14 protein-coding genes are annotated in these 14,556 nt (G+C 71.2%); 3 read left to right on the top strand and 11 right to left on the bottom strand.

Annotated elements, in window-relative coordinates:
• Positions 1 to 43: 43 nt before the first annotated feature.
• Together RHODO2019_RS09010 and RHODO2019_RS09020 are read left to right on the top strand one after the other, a co-directional pair.
• On the top strand, positions 44 to 712 hold the full coding sequence (locus RHODO2019_RS09010) for an MBL fold metallo-hydrolase (RefSeq protein WP_265381487.1): 669 nt from the start codon (positions 44 to 46) through the stop codon (positions 710 to 712).
• A 1,109-nt stretch (positions 713 to 1,821) separates the two neighbouring features.
• Positions 1,822 to 2,688, top strand: a complete 867-nt coding sequence (locus RHODO2019_RS09020) for an HpcH/HpaI aldolase/citrate lyase family protein (RefSeq protein WP_265381488.1) — start codon at positions 1,822 to 1,824, stop codon at positions 2,686 to 2,688.
• A 7-nt stretch (positions 2,689 to 2,695) separates the two neighbouring features.
• Here the strand turns inward: RHODO2019_RS09020 and RHODO2019_RS09025 are convergent, their stop codons facing one another.
• From RHODO2019_RS09025 to RHODO2019_RS09065, 9 genes are all read right to left on the bottom strand, one after another.
• Positions 2,696 to 3,046, bottom strand: a complete 351-nt coding sequence (locus RHODO2019_RS09025) for an EthD domain-containing protein (RefSeq protein WP_265381489.1) — start codon at positions 3,044 to 3,046, stop codon at positions 2,696 to 2,698.
• The gene (locus RHODO2019_RS09030) at positions 3,043 to 3,564 is read right to left on the bottom strand and encodes a pyridoxamine 5'-phosphate oxidase family protein (RefSeq protein ID WP_265381490.1); all 522 of its coding nucleotides are present in this window, start codon (positions 3,562 to 3,564) and stop codon (positions 3,043 to 3,045) included. Before RHODO2019_RS09030 ends, RHODO2019_RS09025 begins: the two co-directional genes overlap by 4 nt.
• Positions 3,561 to 4,958, bottom strand: a complete 1,398-nt coding sequence (locus RHODO2019_RS09035) for an FAD-dependent oxidoreductase (RefSeq protein ID WP_265381491.1) — start codon at positions 4,956 to 4,958, stop codon at positions 3,561 to 3,563. Before RHODO2019_RS09035 ends, RHODO2019_RS09030 begins: the two co-directional genes overlap by 4 nt.
• A complete protein-coding gene (locus tag RHODO2019_RS09040; protein WP_265381492.1) occupies positions 4,955 to 5,614 on the bottom strand; it encodes an aspartate/glutamate racemase family protein in 660 nt (219 codons plus the stop codon). Before RHODO2019_RS09040 ends, RHODO2019_RS09035 begins: the two co-directional genes overlap by 4 nt.
• Positions 5,615 to 5,624: 10 nt before the next feature.
• Positions 5,625 to 6,323 (bottom strand): ABC transporter ATP-binding protein, encoded by a 699-nt coding sequence (locus RHODO2019_RS09045; protein WP_265381493.1) that lies wholly within the window; start codon positions 6,321 to 6,323, stop codon positions 5,625 to 5,627.
• On the bottom strand, positions 6,310 to 7,041 hold the full coding sequence (locus tag RHODO2019_RS09050) for an ABC transporter ATP-binding protein (RefSeq protein WP_265381494.1): 732 nt from the start codon (positions 7,039 to 7,041) through the stop codon (positions 6,310 to 6,312). Before RHODO2019_RS09050 ends, RHODO2019_RS09045 begins: the two co-directional genes overlap by 14 nt.
• A complete protein-coding gene (locus RHODO2019_RS09055; protein WP_265381495.1) occupies positions 7,038 to 8,075 on the bottom strand; it encodes a branched-chain amino acid ABC transporter permease in 1,038 nt (345 codons plus the stop codon). Before RHODO2019_RS09055 ends, RHODO2019_RS09050 begins: the two co-directional genes overlap by 4 nt.
• Positions 8,072 to 9,007: a branched-chain amino acid ABC transporter permease gene (locus RHODO2019_RS09060; RefSeq protein WP_265381496.1), complete on the bottom strand. Its 936-nt coding sequence runs from the start codon at positions 9,005 to 9,007 to the stop codon at positions 8,072 to 8,074. The genes RHODO2019_RS09055 and RHODO2019_RS09060 overlap by 4 nt, the downstream gene beginning before the upstream one ends.
• 290 nt (positions 9,008 to 9,297) lie before the next feature.
• Positions 9,298 to 10,560: an ABC transporter substrate-binding protein gene (locus RHODO2019_RS09065; protein ID WP_265381497.1), complete on the bottom strand. Its 1,263-nt coding sequence runs from the start codon at positions 10,558 to 10,560 to the stop codon at positions 9,298 to 9,300.
• A gap of 136 nt (positions 10,561 to 10,696) precedes the next feature.
• Here RHODO2019_RS09065 and RHODO2019_RS09070 point away from each other — a divergent pair, with 136 nt between their 5' ends.
• Positions 10,697 to 11,620, top strand: coding sequence for an IclR family transcriptional regulator (locus RHODO2019_RS09070; RefSeq protein ID WP_265381498.1), 924 nt, complete (start codon positions 10,697 to 10,699; stop codon positions 11,618 to 11,620).
• A gap of 35 nt (positions 11,621 to 11,655) precedes the next feature.
• Here the strand turns inward: RHODO2019_RS09070 and RHODO2019_RS09075 are convergent, their stop codons facing one another.
• Together RHODO2019_RS09075 and RHODO2019_RS09080 are read right to left on the bottom strand one after the other, a co-directional pair.
• Positions 11,656 to 13,008 carry an MmgE/PrpD family protein gene (locus tag RHODO2019_RS09075; RefSeq protein WP_265381499.1) on the bottom strand — a complete coding sequence of 451 codons (1,353 nt, stop codon included), beginning with the start codon at positions 13,006 to 13,008 and terminating at the stop codon, positions 11,656 to 11,658.
• 29 nt (positions 13,009 to 13,037) lie between these two features.
• Entirely contained in the window at positions 13,038 to 14,411 is a 1,374-nt protein-coding gene (locus RHODO2019_RS09080) for an MmgE/PrpD family protein (RefSeq protein ID WP_265381500.1), read from the bottom strand.
• Positions 14,412 to 14,556: the final 145 nt, after the last annotated feature.

A 14,556-nucleotide genomic window follows, 5' to 3' on the forward strand; every position in this document is an offset into this window, starting at 1 on the left:
CCGGGTGGGGCGCAGCACCCCGGCGCCGGTAGCGTGCCCGGTCATGCAGGTCGACGAGAACTACACCGGAAGCGTCACCCAGGGCGGCGCCGCCCAGCGCAAGCACGTCCCCGGCGCCACCATCACCAAGCTCTCGGTGGGCCCGATGGACAACAACGCCTACCTGGTCGTCGACGACGCCACGGGCAAGTCGGTGCTGATCGACGCGGCGGCCGAGTCCGACCGGCTCACCGAGCTCCTCGACGACCACGCCCCCGAGCTGACCCTGGTCGTCACGACCCACCAGCACGCCGACCACTGGCAGGCGCTGGCGGACGTCGTCGGCGGTACCGGCGCACCCACGGCGGCGCACGCCCTGGACGCCGGTCCGCTGCCGGTGCCCGTGGATCGCGAGCTCGCCGACGGTGACCACGTCGAGATCGGTGAGCTCGTGCTCGACGTCATCCACCTGCGCGGTCACACCCCGGGCTCGGTCGCGCTGCTGCTGCGCACCGCCGAGGGCGCGCACCTGTTCACCGGCGACAGCCTTTTTCCGGGGGGCCCGGGCAAGACCGGGAGCGCGGCGGACTTCACGTCGCTGATGGACGACCTCGAGCAGCGGGTGTTCGGTGCGCTGCCCGACGACACCGTCGTCTACCCCGGCCACGGCCGGGACACCAACCTCGGCGTGGAGCGCCCCCAGCTCGCGGAGTGGCGCTCACGCGGCTGGTGACGTCGCCGTCTCACAGCAGCTGGTGACGCTGTTCCACGCCGGTGGAAGGGATCCGCCAGCAGGTTCCGCTGCACGTCCGACAACGCCGGGCCTGCGCCGACGACGCCGGCGATGTGGTCAACGCGACTCAGGGCACTCTCGTCCCCGCGTCAGCGTCGCACGCAGCGGGACGACCCGACCCCTGGAAGGCCTGAAGGGTCGAGCTGCACGCAAGGTCGGACCTGCTGGAGTGCCGTCCGTCGGCGTTCGTCGACAGCGAGTTGCCTTCAGTGTCGCCGAGGCACCTCGTGCCGTCGCCATACGACCAGCCCGTTCGGAGCGAGGTGCCACTCCCCACCCGAGGTCGAGCACCAGCTGGCGGCCGTCGTCGTCGCGGTGGGACCGACTGGGCATGGGGCCGCCCTTCCACGGTGAGACCCACTACGTGCCGCAGGACGAACATCTGGTCTGGAGCGCGCGCTCGCCGTCGTGGTGCTGTCGGTCACGGCCTGTTCGAGCGGGAGGTTGTGGCGTGATCCAGGCGAGGTGCTCCGTCACCGTCGCCGTCGTGTTCCGGGGAGCGTCAAAGCCTTGCTGAGGGGCCTACCCGCGGAGTTCGGTCCCTGGCAGACGGCGTGGAAGCGGCACGCCCGCTTCGCCACAGACGGCGTCTGGGACCGGATGCTGAGCGTGCTGCTCACCAAGGCCGACACCCTGGACGAACTGGAATGGCTGGTTTAGGTGGACTCGACGATCGCCCCGGCTCATCAGCACGCCACGAACACCACCCAGGTCCAGAGCAGCTACCGCCGTCGACCCTCACCTCCGTCATGGCCCGGGCACCCCCACTGGCACCGCCCACACCGACCTCGCCGGGCCGGTGGCACCCGGACGTGAGCGATGAGCAGCTCCTCGCCCTCGGCGTGCTCAAGCCCTTCGATCACCACGTGCTCGATTCCCAGCAGCCCACCCCATATCCTCGCGTTGCACACGCCGTTACCCTGCCCCCCTGCGGAATCCTGTCTCGACAACCGCAACCGTCAGCTGACGACGGCGTGTCGCCCACCTGGGCCTCTCCACCACCCACGGAAGGGTCACAAGAGCCGGTTTCAGAAGGGACGTGCTGCAGGATGCAGGCCACCGTCGCGAGGTCCTACCTCTACGTCCCCGGGGACAGGCCCGAGATGCTGGCCAAAGCCCTGACCCGGGGTGCGGACGCCCTGATCGTCGATCTTGAGGACGCCGTGGCGCCGGCAGCCAAGGCTGCGGCCCGGGTCACGGTCGCCGACTGGCTCGACGGTCTGCCTGCGGAGCGGGGCACCGAGGTATGGGTCAGGACGAACCCGGGCGCTCTCGGCCGGGCGGACGCCGCGGCTCTGGTGAGCCCCCGGCTGGCCGGGCTGGTCGTGGCCAAGACGGAGTCGCCCGAAGATCTGGTCGCGCTCGACCGGGTGCTGTCCGTGGCCGAGTCAGATCGCGGGTTGTCGGTGGGAGCCCTTCCGGTTGTGCCGTTGCTCGAGTCCGCCTCCGCGGTGCTGCGTGCCGACCGGATCGCAGCTGGCCCGCGAGTCCGACGGTTGCAGCTGGGGGAGGCCGACCTGCGCGCGGACATCGGGGTCACGCCCAGTGACGACGAGCGTGAGCTGCTGTACCTGCGCAGTCACATCGTGCTGGTGAGCGCGGCGCTACGCCTGGACCCGCCGGTCGCCCCCACGTCTGTGCTGGTGCGCGACGACGGCGGCCTGAGGCTGAGCACTCTTGCGCTGGCCAGGATGGGCTTCGTGGGTCGGGCCTGCATCCATCCGGCGCAGGTGGCCGTGGTGAACGACGTCTTCACCCCTACGTCGGACGAGGTGGAGCGCGCCCGCGCCCTGGTCGCGGCCTTCGACCGCGCCGTCGCCGCCGGCGACGGCGTGATGCTCGACGCCTCGGGTCGGATGGTGGACGAGGCGGTGGTGCGTCAGTCCAGGAACATCTTGTCCAGGGTCCGCCGGTGAGCCGGTGTCAGCGCTCGAAGACGGTCGGTTCCGCGACCACGTAGAACCGGAACTTCGTGCGGCCCGCGGGGCCCCTGCCGGCAGGGATCGGATGGTCCTCCCACCAGGCTAGGTAGTCGGCGTAGGAGGCCTCGTCCGCGAAGTGCATCTCGGCGATCCGGTAGAACATCGTCGAGGCGCCGACCGAGGCCGCTCCGCCGCTGGTGGTGGTCACCGGGCGCAGCACCTTGTTGAAGATGATCCGGTCGATGTGAGGGTTGGCCATCAGGTCCGGCGCGTGCACCTCGAAGAGCCACCGTTCGTAGTCCTCGGCGCTGACGCCGGGCTCGATGTCGTAGCCCAGGATGGTCTTGATCACGGGGTGTCCTCCATGTTCCATGAGAGCGCTGCTGCGCCCTCGGCGAAGCCTTCCGCGCGGACGCGCACGGGGGTCAGCCGGACTCCGACCAGGTCGGCAGCAGCCTGTTCGGCGGTCCGGTCGGGCGCTCTCGTACCGGCCCCGCCGGCACGCAGCAGTGCGTTCTGCTCGAGGTAGCGGGCCACCGTCCACTCGGTCGGCATGAGCTCGGCCCGGCCTCGCAGGAACACCACGCGGGGTACCAGCCGGCCGTAGTCGAAGACCGCCGGGTGGTCGTTGCGCGAGCCCGGCACCGGGGTGCCCACCCAGATCAGCTCGACGGCCGGGTTCCGCCGCAGGTGGTCGATCCTCCGGTGCGCCGAGCGCTGCACCAGGTCGACCGTCCAGTCGTTGTTGACGGGGGCGCCCAGGGTCCGGCTGATCGGCTGGCCGGCCCTGCCCACGGTGACCAGCTGCGCAAAGCCTGCCTCGTGCCGGACCCAGTGCAGCACCGCCTCACGCGACAGCGGTTCGGTCATCGACTCGCCGCTGCGGGGGCGTCGGTCGCGGCCACGTGGCCCGCAGCCAGGTACGCGAGTCCCAGTGCCGGGAGCAGTCCGTTGCCGGCCAGGTAGCCACCGGCGCCGTGCCCGGAGATGCCCATCGCCGCTCCCCCGGAGGCGTACACCCCAGCGATCGGGTCGCCGGCGCTGTCGAGTACCCGGGCGCGGCCGTCGACGCGGAGGCCGCCCTGGGTGTGGAACAGCGCCGGCTGCACCTGGACGCCGGCAAAGGGGGGGTTCAGCGGAGCCTCCCAGTCAATGCGTCCGTACTGGTCGGCGACCTGTCCTCGCGCGCACGCCGCTGCCTGCACGACGGTCTCAGCCAGCCCCGAGGGGTCGACACCGAGCCGGCCGGCGAGCTCGTCGACGCTCTGGCCCCATTTCACCGCACCGGAATCGATGGTGTCCCGGAAGTCCTCGAACGCCAAGCAGGCGTCACGTACTCGTTGGTCGAAGATGATGACCGCTCGTTTGCCGGCGGCTCGGGCCAGGGTCAGGTGGGCGAACTCCGAGTAGCCGACCGTCTCGTCGGCGAACCGCTTTCCCTCGGAGTCGACGAGGTATCCGCCGTGCATGACGGTCGCCCAGCCGACCAGGGTGCCGGCGGCGCCGCAGAGTGCAGCGTGCCCCTGGTAGGCGTCGAGGTAGGCGGTGTCAGCGCCCAGTCGCGCGCCGATGCGCAGGGCATCGCCGGTCGACTCCGGCGAACCGTGGTACGTGGCGTCAGCGATCTCGGGAACGTGCTGGTGTACCAGTTCGGGGTCTGCGCCGTAGCCGTTCGTCGCCAGCAGCACCGCGCGGGCTGCGACCTGCTCGCGGGCACCGTCCGGGGTGGTGATCTCCACCGTGACCCCGTCGGGTCCGGGGACGACGTCGGTCACCCTGGCCGGGACCAGCACGGTGATGCGGTCCTGCTGGTGCACTGCGTCGACGAGGGCCTTCAGCAGGTGCTTGCCCGACCGTCCGGTCAGGCTGTGGCAGCGCAGGTTGGTGTGCCCCGGGTACTGGAAGTCGGTGACGAGCTCGAGGGGCACCCGGGCCTGGTCGACGAGCCAGGTGACCAGCTCCGCGCTGACCCCGGCGAGGGCCTCGGCCAACGGCAGGTCGACCTCCCCGTTGGTCTTGCGCACCATGTCGGCGACGAAGGCTTCGGGGCTGTCGCTGATCCCGGCCTCGTCCTGCCATCGAGTACCCGCACCGGGCAGCATCGCCGTCGACATGGCCGTGTTGTTGCCGCGCGTGTAGTGCTCGCTGGCCTCGACGACCAGGACGTGCAGGCCCAGCTCTGCGGCCCGCAGGGCGGCGACCAGCCCACCGCCCGCGCCGGCGACAATGAGGTCCGGACCGTCGGACGCTGCCCCGGCGCTCACCGGGCCGCCGCCGACAGGTGCGGGGTCAGCCGCAGGTCGCCGATCAGGCCCAGCACCTGCAGCGCTGTCGCGGTCGGGTCGAGCACCCGAGGACCGCCGCCGGCCGGTAGCACGTCGACGGCGGAGCATCCGTTGACGACCGCGCCGACCTCGAGATCAGCAACGGCGGCGGCCACCGACCGTGCCCAGGTGGCCTCGTCCTCGATGTCGGTCACGGACAGGCCCAGCACCCTCACCCGGGGGCACTGCTCGGCCATCCCGTAGAGCGCGAGCCTGCGGCCGAGCTCGTCGGCGATCGCGGTGTTGCGGGCGACCGCGGAGAACGGCCGGCCGATCCCGCCGAGCAGGTGGCTCGAGAGTCGCAGCAGGCCGAGCACGGGTACCGGTCCGGCGTGCTCGGCCCCGGGGTCGAGCACGCAGTCGGGCAGGAAGGCGTCGAAGAGGGCTGGGTCCGTCTGTTGCAACGCCTGCACCACCAGCGACTCGGACCGCCGGATGTCCTGCTCGGTCTCCAGGGCACGCGGCACCTCGGGGCCGTCGCCGAGGTCGGTCAGCTCGACGGTCACCCCGGCTGGCGCGAGCCGGTCGTAGCGTCGGCGGCGCCGTTGGAGCTCGTCGTCGTCGACGTGGATCGGGGTCACTGCACGGATCTTCACTGAGATCTCCTCACATACCGAGGTAGGCGGTGCGGACGCGCTCGTCGGCGGCGAGGTCACGGCCGGGGCCCTCCATGGCGATGGACCCGCTCTCCAGCACGTAGGCCCGGTCGGCGATGGCCAGGGTCTGGGAGGCGTTCTGCTCCACGATCAGCACGGTCACGCCGGTGTCGCGGATCGCTTGGACTGCCTGCAGCACCTGGACCACCAGGTTGGGGGCGAGCCCGATCGATGGTTCGTCGAGGGTCAGCAGTCGAGGTCGGGCCATGAGCGCACGGCCGATCGCCAGCATCTGCTGCTGACCCCCGGACATGGTGTCAGCTCGCTGTCGCCGGCGGTCGGCAAGGATCGGGAACAGCTCGTAGACCTGGTCGAGGGCGGACGTGGCGTCCTTGACCCTGGTGTAGGCCCCCATCTTCAGGTTTTCCGCGACCGACAGACGACCGAACAGGGCTCGGTCCTGCGGCACGTGGACGAGGCCCTGACGCACGAGCAGGTCGGGGCGAAGGCCACCGATGGAGGTGCCGTCGAAGAGGATCTCACCGTCGGTCGGACTGATCAGTCCGGAGATCGCACGTAGCGTGGTCGTCTTGCCTGCCCCGTTGGCGCCGATGAGGGCCACGATCTCGCCCTGCCGAACCTCCAGGTCGATGGCGTGAAGGATCTGCAGCCGCCGGTAGCCGGCCGAGAGCTTTTCAAGACTCAGCAATCTGGGACTCCTCACCGAGGTAGGCCTGCACGACCCTGGGGTTCGAGGTGACCTCGTGCGGGGTGCCCTCGGCGAGAGGCTTGCCCTCGTGGAGGACCAGGACCCGGTCCGAGAGGGTCATGACGGCGGCCATGATGTGCTCGATGAACAGCAGGGTGACCCCTTCGCTGCGCAGCGTTGCGAGCAGGTCGATGAGCGGCTTGCGCTCGGTGGGTACCAGGCCGGCAAGGACCTCGTCCAGCATCAGCACCTGCGGCTCGAGGGCGAGCGCCCGGGCCAGCTCGAGGCGCTTGAGCCCCGCCGTCGGCAGCGTGCCGGACATCCGGTCCCGGTACTCGCTCAGGCCGACCCTCTCGATGACCTCGGCGGCGCTGTCCCTGGCGACCCGTCGGGACCTGTGCCGCGAGTGCGTCGCAGCAGCGACGTTGTCCAGCACGGTCATGCTCTCAAAAGGCCGCATCAGCTGGAAGGTGCGGACCAGGCCGGCCCTGGCCACCTTCCACGCGGGCCAGCCGGTGATGTCGCGGTCGTCGAACACGACCCGGCCCGCGCTCGGCGTGATCTGGCCCGCGATGCAGGAGAAGAACGTGGTCTTGCCGGCCCCGTTCGGGCCGATGATGCCAAGGACCTCGTGCTCCTCGACGGACACCGTGACCCTGTCGAGCGCCTTCAGTCCGGCGAACGACTTGGACAACCCCTCGATCTGCAGGAGGCTCACCGGCCGAACCTTGCCTTCAGGCTGCCGTACACGCCGCGGGGCAGGAAGATCACGATGGCGATCAGCAGCACGGCGTAGGTGATGACGTCGAGCCCGGCCTTCCCCTCGAGGAACGCCAGTGCGGCGGGCGGGTTGCGCAGCAGTGTGCTGGTGAGCTCGGAGAGCGGGCCCACGATGGCGGCACCGACCAGTGGGCCCCAGATGGTCCCGACCCCGCCGATCACCGCCGGCACGATGGCCTCGATCGAGACGCTGCCGCCGAAGGCGTTGTCGGGGCCGACGAACAGGTAGTACTGCACGTAGTACACCCCGGCGACGGCGGCGATGGCCGAGCTGATGGCGACGGCGAGCAACCGGTAGCGCATCACCGGGATGCCCAGCGCCTCGGCCGCAGTGGCGTCATCGCGCGCCGCCACCACGAACTGACCGGCGCGGGAGTTGACCAGCGCGATCTTCACCGCCACCGCGATCGCGAGCAGGCCCAGCGGGATCCAGTAGTAGCGCGAGTCCCCCTGCGGGAACTGGATCTTCGACCAGGACGACTCGGACAGGATTGGCACGTTGTAGCCCTCCGTGCCGCGCAACGAGCTCAGGTTGCTGACCAGAAGCAGAAGCATCTGCGCGAAGGCGAAGGTGGCCAGGGCGAAGTAGGCGCCGGCCAGCTTGTAGCGCAGCGAGGCGTAGGCGGTGGCCACCCCGAACAGGGCCGCGGCCGCCGCACCCACCACCATGGCCACCCACGGCGAGATTCCGTGGTCGACGAGGAGGTAGGCGTCCACGTATGCGCCGATCCCGAAGAAGGCCGCGTGGCCGAAGCTGAACATGCCGCCGTAGCCGCTCATGACGTTCCACGAGACGGCAAGAATGGCGAAGATCAGGGTGCGGACGGCCACCCCCTGGCGCTCCTCGGGCAGGACCAGGGGGAGCAGGGCGAGCAGCAGCACCACCACGCCCAGCACGAGGTACTGCCGCTGCGAGCCGGTGCCGCCGGTGGTGGTCACGGTCGTGCGCCGTGCGCTCTGGTCGACGGTCACAGGTCGCTCCCGAATAGTCCCTGGGGTCGCACGAACAGCACGACCACGAACACGGCGAAGACCAGCAGGAGCGCCCCCGTGCCGGGCACGAACAACCCGCCCACGGTTTGCAGGAGCCCGATCGCCAGGCCGCCGAGCACGGCACCGGTGACGCTTCCCAGGCCACCCAGCACCACGATGACAAAGGCCAGGATGGTGAACTGCTCCCCGGTGCTCGGGGTGAGGCTGAAGAACGGCAGCACCAGGCCCCCAGCGGCGCCCACGCAGGCGGCGCCCAGCCCGAAGGTCACCGCAAACACCCGCTTGACGTTGACGCCCACCATCGCGGCACCCTGTCCGTTGGCGGCCACCGCGCGGATCGAGAGCCCCAGCCGGGTGCGCTGCAGCACCGCAGTCAGGGCCAGGGCCAGCACGATGGCGCCGACGAACGCGATGACGCGCGGCACCGAGGCCACCGCACCGAGGAAGCGCAGGTTGCCGCCGACGGGGGCGGTGATCGACTTCGGCTGGCCCCCGAAGGCCAGCAGCAGTCCGTTGGCGATCAGCAGCGACAGTCCGAGGGTGACCAGCAGCTGGCCCTCGGTCTCGCCCTCAGACATCAGCCGGTTGAGCAGCAGCAGCTGCACGAGGTACCCGAGGCCGAACAGCAGCGGGACCAGCAGCAGGGTAGCCAGGTAGACGTTGAGGCCTAACGAGGTGACCAGCACGTACGCCGCGTACATGGACAGGGTCAGCATCGTGCCCTGCGCGAAGTTGACGATGCCCAACACCCCGAAGATGAGGGTCAGCCCCATCGAGACCAGTGCGTACACGCCGCCGAGCAGGGTGCCGGTCACCACGGCCTGGTTGACCAGGGCCGCGCTCTTGTCGCCCAGCAGGTAGACCAGCGCCAGCAGCACCAGCACCACCCCTGCCAGCCCGAGCCCTCGCACCAGCGTGCTGGGCCCGACGCGGACCGCGGCCGAGGGTTCGTCGTCGGCGTCAACACTGACGGCTGCGACCGCACTCGCACCGAGCTGACTCGGGCCACCCCTACCCGAACCACCATCAGGAGGGCCGCCCTGGCTGGCGGCGGGCGGGGTCACGGCCTCATCCGACATGACGATCCTTCCATTCGGTGCGCAGCGGATGGGGTGTCGAGAGTGGGAAGTGCCGTCCTGAGCGCATCGGGGAGCGCCCTGCGGCCGGCGTCCCCCCGGGACTCAGGGACGCCGGCCCCGGGTCAGGAGGCGCCCGGCTTGGCCGGGAACTTCAGGTCGACCGTCTTGAACTTCTGCGGGTAGACCTGCTCGACCTTGCCCCCCTGGATCTGCATGACGATGACCGTGGCGTTGGTGTTCTGGCCGGTCTCGTCAAACTTGATGGGGCCGTCGAAGGCGAGCAGCGGGTCGCTGAGCTCGAGGGCCGAGATCGCGTCGCGCAACTTCTTGGGGTCCTTGCTGCCGCTCTTGTCGAGACCGGCCGCCACCACCTCGACCGCCTGGTAGGACAGCATGGCCGCCGTCTCCATCGGCTTGCCGTACTTGGCCTCGAAGCGGGTGCGGATGTCCTTGACCCGGGCACTGGTCGCGTCGTAGTGGTAGTTCGCGCTGAGCAGCCCGTTGCCGGCGGCCCCCGCGGCGCCGGGGAACGAGTCGTCGTCGAACCCACCGTTGGCGATCCCGTAGACGGCCTTGACATCAGGCTTGAGGGCAGCGATCGACTTGGCGATCAACAGGCTGTCGGGGTAGTAGCCGGTGACCACGATGGCGTCGGGCTTGGGCGCGGCCGCCTGGGCCACCTGGGTGGCGGCGTCGTTGAGGCTGCCGCTGTCGTACGCGACCTCCTTGGCGATGGTGATCCCCTTGGCCTCGGCCTCCTTCTTGAAGGCCGTGAACACGCTGTCGCCGAAGGCACCCTGGATGTGGATGTAGGACACCGTCTTGATCGGCGACCCGCCCTGCTCGCCGATGCCGGCAAGGTCGTCGGCGCCCGACGTCCCCATGCCGGTTGCATTCGGCTGGATGCGGAAGGAGTACTTGTAGCCTTGGGCGAGGATGCTGTCGTCGACGGCCACATCGATGACCAGCGGGACCTGTGAGCGCTCAGCGACCGAGGCCACGTTCTTGGTCACGTCGCTCTGGTAGGTGCCGACCAGCGCTACCGCACCGGACTGGGTGAGCCTCTGCGCCTCGCTCTGCCCGGTCTCGGCCTTGCCCTGGCTGTCGCCGGAGGCGATCTTCAGCTGCGCGCCGCTCAGGCCCTTGATGCCGCCCGCGGCGTTGATGTCGGCTGCGGCCATCTCGGTGGCGTCCTGCATCAGCTGGCCGGCCCCGGCAAGCGCCCCGGTGAGCGGGTGGATGGACCCGACAGTGATGGTCTCGCCGGAGGCCCCGCCCGAACCGCTGCCGGAGGTGCTGTTGCTGGTGCCGCCCGAGCTGCTGCAGCCGGCCAGGGCCAGCCCAGCGACGGCCAGCACCGCCAGTGTCTTTCGTCGTGAACTCATACGTGGGGCCTTCCGTCGGGGTCCGGTCTCCCCCGCCGGTCGTTCCTTGCACCGGAACGGGAGGGTAACGTCATGTGGTGTCTAACACTCAGGCCCGAGCCGGTCAACGACTCTGCGGAACCGAAACATGCTTGTCATGCTTGACCACGGGTTCTTCGAGCCCCATGATCAGCCTCTTCTCTTCATTCCGCTAGGAGGAACGATGGCGCATGGCCAGGCTCGTGGCGGAGGAACCGCTCCCCGTTCGCCCCATCCTGACGGGGAGCGCGGCCAGTTCGAGCTGGGCGGTACCGAGGCCGCCGGCCGGGTGGCGGACGTGCTGCTGCTGTTCGCAACCGGTCCGTTGCACCTGGGGGTCAGCGAGATCGCCCGCGAGCTGGGGCTCAGCAAGGCGGTGGTGCACCGCATCCTTCAGTCGCTGGTCTCGCGCTCGCTGCTGCGGGCCGACCCAGGAACTCGCGAGTACCGGCTGGGGCCGGGTGCCATCGCGCTGGGCTCGCGGGCACTGCACGACCTCGACCTGCGGCAGCTGGCCGGGCCGACGCTGCGGCGCCTGCGGGACGTGACCCGCGAGACGACCACCCTGTCCGGCCGGGTGCAGGACAGCCGGATGTACCTCGACCAGTACGAGAGCCCGCAGGAGATCAAGATGACCGTGCGGTTGGGCCACCCCTACCCTCTGCACGCTGGTGCTTCGAGCCGGGCGATGTTGGCCTTCCTGCCTCCCGCGGTGGTCGACCGGGTCGTGGCGCAGGGGATGGACCGATTGACACCGGAGACCATCCGGGACGAGGCGGTGCTACGGGCAACCCTGGCCGAGATCCGACGGTCGGGGTATGGCACCTCCCTCGGGGAGCGACAGCACGGGGCAGGCTCCGTGGCCGCGCCGCTGTTCGGGGTGGGCGGCGAGGTGATCGGGTCGCTCAGTGTGTGCGGCCCGGTGTCGCGCTTCGACCCAGCGAGCGTGCGGCTGCTCATGCCGCAGGTGCTGGCGGCGGCGGACGAGATCTCTCGCCAGGCCGGCTGGGACGGCGGCAGCGCAGTGGATGGCATCGCCTGAGGCTGGCGAGAACATGCCGGCGGTCCATGGACCGATCAGCCGGCTGTCGCGAGGGCGCCTGCGGCTCCCAGTGCGCCGGCCACCGGACCCGGCCCGTCCTCGGTGAGCCGGTGCACAGCGCCCAGCAGGGCGTCGGTGGCCGTCGGTCCGACCAGCGCGGTCAGCCGGTTCCGCGGTCCCGACACCACGTCCGGCACCGTGAGGGCGTCTGGGCCATCGCCGCGGGGCCGGCCGGCGTGGGCGGTGCGGATGCTGCCGTCGGTCAGAGTGACCACGACCGTCGCGGGCCGCCCGTCGGGGTAGCCCGCTTCCAGTGACGGGTCGGCCCACACCTGGACCCTCTGGGCGAGCGACCGCAGCAGGGGGTCGGCCAGAGCAGCAGGGGTGAAGCCCCCGGCCTCGAGATCGCCGCGCAGCAGCCCGACGGCCACAGTCCACGGGATGCTGAAGCGGGCCGACAGATCGTCGAGGGGCTGTACCTCGGCGAAGGCGGCGGCCGCGCGGTAGGTGCGCACCTCGACCCCGGCCACGTCCGAGGCGACGAGCGGCGCTTCTGCCAGCAGGTCCTCGACCGCATCGTTGACTCCGTGCAGGTGCGCGCAGGTCGGGTGCCTCTTGAGGTAGCCCTCCATCACCGCCCAAGGCTGCGGCCCGTCGGCCAGGGCGGGGTCCCAGCGGGCGGCGCTGAAGCGGGAGTAGTGGTGTTCCAGGGCGCCGGGCTCGGGTCGCAGCCCGGCGGCGGCGGTCTGACCCCACACCACTCCCAGCTGGGCCCCGAGCGCCAGCAGCAGGTGTTGGCCGGTCGCCCCGTGGAACACCATGTCCGCCGAGGGCAGGACGGGCACCGACGCCGCCAGGTCGAGGGCGGCTGCCACCACCTCGGCGTTTCCGCCGCTGAGCAGGTGCGCCACGCCCGCGGCGGTGGCGGGCAGGGCCCAGGTGGCGAGGTCGTGCACCCCGGCCGGGGTTCCCCCCTGGGCCGCGCCGAGGCGGGCGCCCACCTCGTAACCGGCCAGGATCGCCGAACCCGTGGCGCGGCCGGTCGAACCGGCTGCCTCAGCCACGGCGAGCACGGCCGGCACCAGGTGCGAGGCGGGGTGACCGCGCGCCTTGCGGTGCCCGTCCTGGCGCTGTTCGGCGGCGACCGGCAAGGCGTTGGCGAGCGCCGCCATGGCGGGGGCGGCCCCTTGCGGGTAGCCCATCACGGTGCTGGGCCCGGCCCCGGACAGCAGTGCCCGCCGCGCCGCGGTGACGTCCGGGCGGCCCACGGCCGCGAGGCCCGCCGAGAGGACGTGGATCACCACCTGGGTCAGCCGCTCGCGCACCGGCTCCGGCGCGGCAGCTACATCGATCGCTGCCGCCCGGGCCGCCAGTCGGAGGGCGAGCACCGGGGTCGCTCGCCGAGCCGGGCTGGTGTTCACGGCAGTTTCCGCAGCAGGGGGCGCACGTCCGGGGTGTCGGCCAGCGCCTCGACGGTGCGACGCACCCGCCGGGCGTCGTCCGCCCCGACCAGGGCGGCCACCTTGGCGTGCACCTGCTCGGCGGTGAAGGGGTGGTGGCCGACATCGCCCACCGGGTTCGGCACCTCCTCGACGAGCTCACGGCCGTCGCGCAGGACCAGGGTCACCCGGGCCGCGCGCTCGTCGGGCAGCCTGGCGTCGAGGGCCGGATCGTGGACCACCTGGACCCGGTGGGCCGCGGCGATCACCTCGGGGTCGGTGCGCCAGGCGTCGGAGAGCTCGCCCGGGCCCACCACCCCGGCCCGCAGAGCGACGGCCATGACGTAGGGCAGGGAGAACATGGCGGCGAGCCGGCTGCCGGTGGACACGGCAGCCAGCGGCATGCTGAGCCGGTGGGTGGCCACCACCATGCGGTCGACCGCGTCCGGGCGGAGCTCGTGACGCTCCAGCAGCGTGAGCACGGCGTCGGCAGCCGGGTGCGTGTAGCTGCACGACGAGTGCCGCTTCACGTATCCGCCTGTCAAGTCCCACCGCTGCCCGAGCCCGTCCGCCAGCGGCGAGACGTCCAGGCCGCCGACCACCTCGCCCAGGGTGCGGCCCACCGTGCCCTCGACCCCGGACAGGCCCGCCTCCGCCAGCCGGCCGCCGACCAGCCCGCTCACGTTCGACCCGGCCGCCCACAGGTTGCGCACGAAGCTGCCCGCCAGGACGACGCTCCAGGGGGTGGCGTAGACCAGCCCGGCGGCTGCGTCCGTCGAGGCCGCAACCTGCTCGGCGGTCAGCCCGCGCAACCGCCCGACGGCGGCCCCGGCCCCGGTCGCCCCCCAGTGGCCATGGGTGTGCAGGTCGGCCCGGCGCCGGGTCGCCCGACCGAAGCGGGAGGCGATCTCGTACCCGGCCACCACGGCGGCCAGCAGCTCGACCCCAGGGACGGGCTGCTCGGACGCACCCGCCTGCGCCAGCGCGGCGAACACCACGTGAGCGGCAGGGTGTCCGGCCGCGTGCTTGTTGCCCTCGTCGAGCTCGAGACAGCATGCAGCCGCGCCGTTGAGCCACGCCGCCGTGTCGGGCTGGGTGGACCGACCGGTCCCCAGCAGAACAGCCGGACCCTCGACCACCGGCCAGGCCCGCTGCAGCGCCTTCAGCTCGGCGGTGCGCGCCCCGGCGACCGTCACGCCCAACAGGTCCACGAGCATCAGTCCGGTGCGCGCCTGCACCTCGGCAGGCAGGTCCGACCAGCGCAGGTCGGCGGCGAACCGGCCCGCAGTGCGCAACGCCTGCAGCAGCTCCGGGTCAGGGACGGACGCGGGGACGGAAATGGAATCGGTCACGACGCGACCGTAGGCCCGCCGTACGTGCAGACCCACCTTCGTTCCGCTGACAGGAACATAGCGATGGGTCGCATATCGAGGAGGACCAAGCCCACTTCCACACGACACGGGGGACCTCACGTGATTTTTGGATGATGGTTGGCCT

Source organism: Rhodococcus antarcticus (assembly GCF_026153295.1).
Classification (GTDB): Bacteria; Actinomycetota; Actinomycetes; order Mycobacteriales; family Mycobacteriaceae; genus Rhodococcus_D; species Rhodococcus_D antarcticus.